Below are 5,329 nucleotides of genomic sequence, written 5' to 3'. Positions count from 1 at the left end.
GCTGCCGGCACTCGCTTCCGAGGCTGCCTGGGCGATCAGGAGGGCATCAGCAAAGCCCGCAGGAAACTGAAGCCTTTCGCCGATTTCGGGTAATGACGATCGGGGAAGCGGAAATGACAAGGAATGCGACTCGCGACTCGGCTTCTGAAGTGGGTGGGTCTGCCCATGCCGATCAAGGCTGGGCGGCGAAGGAGCGGAATTATAGCCGATCAGGCCGGCTGATCGGCCGTCCTGATCGACATTTGCACTCGTTTACAGCCAACCAGCGGGGGGCTCGTTGCCTGCTCTGGCACGCCTCAGTGGCCTGCAGCTTCGAGGGTTGTGCAGAGCGCGCTGAAGAACTGCGATGAACCACTGCGAATCGAGTAATCGGCAACGTCCGACAAGGGCGTCGGGTGCGGATTGACTTCCACCACCACGGCACCGGCGCTTTTCGCCCACAGCGGCAGGCGGGCGGCGGGCTGCACGGTGAATGAGGTGCCGACACAGAAGAATACGTCGGCCTTGAGGCTGGATCTCTCGGCAGCGGTAAAGACGGCTTCATCGAGCGTTTCACCGAACATCACCAGATCGGGTCGAACCGGCGCGCCGCAGGCCGGGCAGGCGTAAGGTTCAAGGGCGTCCTGATTCCAGCTGGCGAGAAATCCGCAGTGCCGGTGACAACGCACCCGGTGGATGGTGCCATGCACTTCGAGGACGTGCCGGTTCCCCGCGCGCGCGTGATAGCCATCGATATTCTGGGTAATCACGGTGAATTGCTGTGCTGAACAGAGGTCGTCCAGGCGGGCGATCGCGTGATGGCCGGCATTCGGACGCCGTTCATCGACCAGGTTCCGCAGTTGCAGCAGCCAGCTCCAGGCACGTTGCGGATTGCGCAGAAATCCTTCGATACTGGCGACTTCGTCCGGGTCGACGTTGTTCCACAGGCCGGTTGCCCCATCGCGGAACGTCGGAATGCCACTATCGGCGGAAAGCCCTGCGCCCGAAAAAACGACCACTTCGCTCGCCTCGCGCAGGAGCGAAGCGATTGATTCCAGATTCTGCATGATCCTCTCCTTCGTGAAAGCTTGCAGCGATTGTCGCATGTTCAGCAGAGCGACGGAATTGCGGCCCCTGCAGCACGAAAACACGACTGGCGCGGCCACAAGGCCTGGTTCGTTGTATAAATGCCACACAATGCCAGGCCAATGCTTGAAGCAAATCAAGTTTGTATGCTTAAATCCCCTGACTGCGCAAAAATCGCATCGCGTTACACGCATTCGGACCTAACAGAGATTAATCGAGGAGGAACATCTTGAAATCGAAAATCATTACTACCCTGCTGGCCTCTATCGGCCTCTTTGCGGCGGCTGGCTCCGTGCAAGCCCAAACCGCCAATGATCGCGTCTACGTGATCGACCAACGCGGTGAAGTCGTGGTCAGCGGCACCGGCCTTTGCTGGCGCACCGGCTTCTGGACCCCGGCTGCGGCCGCCAAGGACCCGGCCGGCTGCAAGTGCGATAAGGATCTGCTGCCGAAGGAAGTCTGCGAGCCGGCTGTCGCCAGGCCTGCGCCGGGTGCCGCCCAGCCGCCGCCTAGCAAGCCTGCAGCCGACAAGATCACGGTTGCCGCCGACGCGCTGTTCGACTTCGACAAGGCGACCTTGCGTCCAGAAGGCAAGGCCAAGCTGGATGAAGTGGTCAGCAAGTCCAAGGCGATCCAGCTGGAGCTGATCACGGCCACCGGCCATACCGACCGCTTCGGTTCCGACGCCTACAACCAGAGACTCTCCGAGAAGCGCGCTGCCGCGGTCAAGGCCTATCTGGTCAGCAAGGGGATCGCATCCAACCTCGTCATCACCGCGGGCAAGGGCAAGACGCAACCGGTCACCAAACCCGATCAGTGCCCAGGTCCGAAGAGCAAGAAGACCATCGCCTGCCTGCAGCCTGACCGTCGTGTCGATATCGAAGTCATCGGCAACAAGTAATTCCGGCGAAATGCCTCCGAAAACCCCGCTCTGGCGGGGTTTTTTTTAGGTCTTTCGAATCCCTGCGCGATGACCATGCCCTTGCCGCCCGTCGACCTCGTCATCGAGGCACGCTGGGTCGTTCCCGTCGATCCGGCCGATCTGGTTCTCGAAAACCATGCCGTGGTCGTCAATCACGGCCGCATCATCGACCTCCTCCCGCAGAACGAGGTGGCGGACCGCTTTGCGCCACGCATACGCAAGCGCCTGGCGCAGCACGTGCTGATTCCGGGACTCGTCAATTTGCACACCCATGCCGCGATGAGTCTGCTGCGCGGCCTGGCCGATGACCTGCCCCTGATGCAGTGGCTGCGGGAGCACGTCTGGCCGACCGAGGCGAAGCATGTCTCGGCACAGTTTGTCCATGACGGTACGCTGCTGGCCTGCGCCGAGATGCTGCGTGGCGGCATCACCTGTTTCAACGATATGTATTTCTTCCCGCGGGCCGCCGCCGAGGCGGCGCTCGCTGCGGGAATGCGCGCCGCGATCGGTCTCATCACCGTCGACTTTCCGAGCAACTATGCGGCGGATGCGGACGACTATCTGGACAAAGGGCTGGCCGTCCGGGACCAGTTGCTGGGCGAGCCGCTGCTGTCTTTCTGCCTTGCCCCGCATGCTCCCTACACCGTTGGCGAGAGGAGTTTGGCCAGGGTGCTGACCCTGGCCGAACAGATCGAACTGCCGATTCATCTCCATCTGCATGAAACTGTCCAGGAACTAGACGACAGCCTGCAGCGCTTCGGGGTGCGCCCGATCGAACGTCTTCGCCGCCTCGGTCTGCTCAGTCCGGCCCTGATCGCCGTGCACGCCGTGCACCTGAATATCCATGAAATCGAACTGCTGGCGCAGCACGGCTGTTCCGTGGCGCACTGTCCCAGTTCCAATCTCAAGCTTGCCAGCGGCATTGCTCCGATTACGGAACTGTCCGCCCAGGGCGTCAACATGGGTCTGGGTACGGACGGAGCGGCAAGCAACAACCGCCTCGACCTCTTCCAGGAGATGCGTCTGGCCGCCCTGCTCGCCAAGGAACAGAGCGGGCGCGCCGATGCCATCCATGCCCATCAGGTCTTGCACATGGCCACTCTTGGCGGCGCCCGCGCGCTCGGTCTCGACGCGTGTATCGGCTCGATCAGCCGCGGCAAGGCGGCCGACTTATGCGCCGTCAGACTGGACGATGTCGCCCTCGTTCCCTGTTACGACCCGGTTTCACATCTTAGCTACGTGCTAGGCCGTGAGCATGTTTCCGAGGTTTGGGTGGCGGGTCGGATACGCGTTGAAAACGGGCAACTGGTTGATAACAACGAAATTGGATTGATAAAACTGGCCCTCTTGTGGCAGAATAAAATTCGTCCGTGATGAGTTCGGTCAACAACGAGGCATCAATTAGGCCATGCGGACCACGTCCGCAGGCTTCAACTAACGAGGGGAAACCTAGATGAACAGAACCGCAAAAAACTCCATGATGGCCTTGCTCACCGCCGCCACGGTCGGCTTTGGCGCCTCGCTTGCTCATGCACAGACTTCGATTCCCCTGGACCGGGTATACGTCATCGACCAACGCGGTGAAGTCGTGATGAGCGGTACCGGCCTCTGCTGGCGAACCGGCTTCTGGACCCCGGCTGCGGCGGCCAATGATCCGGCGGGTTGCAAGTGCGACAAGGATTTGCTGCCCAAGGAAGTTTGCGAGCCGGCCGTCGCCAAAGCTGCGCCGGGGGCGGCCGCACCGGCGCCTGGCAAGCCCGCGGGCGACAAGATCACGGTTGCCGCCGACGCGCTGTTCGATTTCGACAAGGCGACACTGCGTCCAGAAGGCAAGGCCAAGCTTGACGACGTGGTCGCCAAGTCTCAGGCCATCAAGCTCGAAGTGATCATTGCCGTTGGCCATACCGACCGCTTTGGTTCCGACGCCTATAATCAGAAACTGTCCGAGAAGCGCGCTGCTGCGGTCAAGGCCTATCTGGTCAGCAAGGGCATCGAGGCCAACCGCATCTACACCGAAGGCAAGGGCAAGAAGAATCCGGTCACCAAGCCTGATCAGTGCCCGGGTCCAAAGAGCAAGAAGACGATCGCTTGCCTGCAGCCTGACCGTCGTGTCGATATCGAACTCATCGGCACCAAGTAATCCGCCGGTGTTTTCCGGAGGCCCTGCTTTCGCAGGGCTTTTTTCTTTGCAATGATGGGTACCCAAGGTGCGATGATCAACGCTGACCAGAGCGAACTCGAGAAATTCAGCCAGCCTGCGCATCGCTGGTGGGATCCGTGCAGCGACTTCAAGCCGCTGCACGACATCAACCCACTGCGCCTGGACTGGATCGACGACCAGTGCCAACTCGCCGGCAAGCGCGTGCTCGACGTCGGGTGTGGCGGCGGCTTGCTCTCCGAAGGGATGTGCGAAAGAGGTGCGACAGTGACCGGCATTGATCTTTCGGAGAAAGCGCTGAGTGTGGCCCGCCTGCACCTGCTCGAAAGCGGACAGGTGGTTGACTATCGCAGGGTTGCGGCCGAAGAACTGGCTGCCCAGGAGGGAAGCAGCTACGATGTTGTCACCTGCCTGGAAATGCTCGAACACGTTCCCGATCCATCCAGTACGATTGCCGCTTGTGCTGCACTGGTCAAGCCTGGCGGGCATGTATTCTTTTCGACCATCAACCGCAATCCGAAGGCCTACCTGTTGGCGGTGATCGGCGCTGAATATGTCCTGCGCATGCTGCCCAGGGGTACCCATGATTACGCCAGGTTCATCAAGCCATCGGAGCTGCTGCGCTGGGCCAGGAGTGTTGGTCTCGCTGTGCTTGACTTGCGCGGGATGACCTACAATCCCTTGACGGGACGGTACACTCTCGGCCGCGACTGCGACGTTAATTACCTGCTGCACACCGTGAAGAATGTTTGAAGCGGTCCTCTTCGACCTTGACGGGACTTTTGCCGATACCGCTCCGGATCTGGCGGCGGCACTCAACCGCTTGCGTTCTGATCTCGGCTTGGCAGCACTTCCGGCGGCCCGGTTGCGTCCTCTCACTTCGCAGGGCGTCCGGGGCATGCTGAAGGCGGGGCTCGACATGCAACCGGGCGATCCGGACTATGCGGAGTTCCATGATCGCTTTCTGCACTATTACAGCCAGGGCATCTGCGTCGAGACGACGGTTTTCCCCGGGATTGACGAACTGCTTGGCGGCTTTGAGCGCCGCGGTTCGCCGTGGGGAATCATCACCAACAAGGCACAACGCTTCACCCTGCCGCTGTTGAACCAATTGGGTTACGCCAAACGTGCCGCCTGCGTGGTCAGCGGCGACTCTGCGCGGCGTGCCAAGCCCGCCGCCCAGC

Annotated in this window: 6 protein-coding genes; 5 read left to right on the top strand and 1 reads right to left on the bottom strand. The window is 61.1% G+C overall.

The features are described from left to right. Positions 1-296: 296 nt before the first annotated feature. On the bottom strand, positions 297-1,046 hold the full coding sequence (locus CAPSK01_RS18515) for an NAD-dependent deacylase (RefSeq protein ID WP_034930200.1): 750 nt from the start codon (positions 1,044-1,046) through the stop codon (positions 297-299). Positions 1,047-1,294: 248 nt separating this feature from the next. On the opposite strand from CAPSK01_RS18515, the gene CAPSK01_RS18510 reads away from it, so the two are divergent. From CAPSK01_RS18510 to CAPSK01_RS18490, 5 genes are all read left to right on the top strand, one after another. Next, entirely contained in the window at positions 1,295-1,966 is a 672-nt protein-coding gene (locus tag CAPSK01_RS18510; RefSeq protein ID WP_034930196.1) for an OmpA family protein, read from the top strand. Positions 1,967-2,035: 69 nt separating this feature from the next. Further along, a complete protein-coding gene (locus tag CAPSK01_RS18505; RefSeq protein ID WP_034930194.1) occupies positions 2,036-3,361 on the top strand; it encodes a TRZ/ATZ family hydrolase in 1,326 nt (441 codons plus the stop codon). A 79-nt stretch (positions 3,362-3,440) separates the two neighbouring features. Further along, the gene (ompA, locus tag CAPSK01_RS18500; RefSeq protein ID WP_034930191.1) at positions 3,441-4,127 is read left to right on the top strand and encodes an outer membrane protein OmpA; all 687 of its coding nucleotides are present in this window, start codon (positions 3,441-3,443) and stop codon (positions 4,125-4,127) included. Between the two features lie 72 nt (positions 4,128-4,199). Next, on the top strand, positions 4,200-4,898 hold the full coding sequence (ubiG, locus tag CAPSK01_RS18495) for a bifunctional 2-polyprenyl-6-hydroxyphenol methylase/3-demethylubiquinol 3-O-methyltransferase UbiG (protein WP_034930432.1): 699 nt from the start codon (positions 4,200-4,202) through the stop codon (positions 4,896-4,898). Then, positions 4,891-5,329 (top strand): HAD hydrolase-like protein (locus CAPSK01_RS18490; RefSeq protein WP_273704052.1); only part of this gene is annotated, 439 nt, incomplete at its 3' end. The genes ubiG and CAPSK01_RS18490, both read left to right, overlap by 8 nt.

Source organism: Candidatus Accumulibacter vicinus, assembly GCF_000584955.1.
GTDB classification, from domain to species: Bacteria; Pseudomonadota; Gammaproteobacteria; order Burkholderiales; family Rhodocyclaceae; genus Accumulibacter; species Accumulibacter vicinus.
The sequence above is the reverse complement of the archived record's forward strand: the minus strand, read 5'-3'. Positions and strand labels throughout refer to the sequence as shown.

Excerpts from the sequence above, each read along its gene's own strand:
- CAPSK01_RS18515 (WP_034930200.1), bottom strand. The coding sequence starts at position 1,046 with ATGCAGAATCTGGAATCAATCGCTTCGCTCCTGCGCGAGGCGAGCGAA.
- CAPSK01_RS18505 (WP_034930194.1), top strand. The coding sequence starts at position 2,036 with ATGACCATGCCCTTGCCGCCCGTCGACCTCGTCATCGAGGCACGCTGG.
- ompA (WP_034930191.1), top strand. The coding sequence starts at position 3,441 with ATGAACAGAACCGCAAAAAACTCCATGATGGCCTTGCTCACCGCCGCC.
- ubiG (WP_034930432.1), top strand. The coding sequence starts at position 4,200 with ATGATCAACGCTGACCAGAGCGAACTCGAGAAATTCAGCCAGCCTGCG.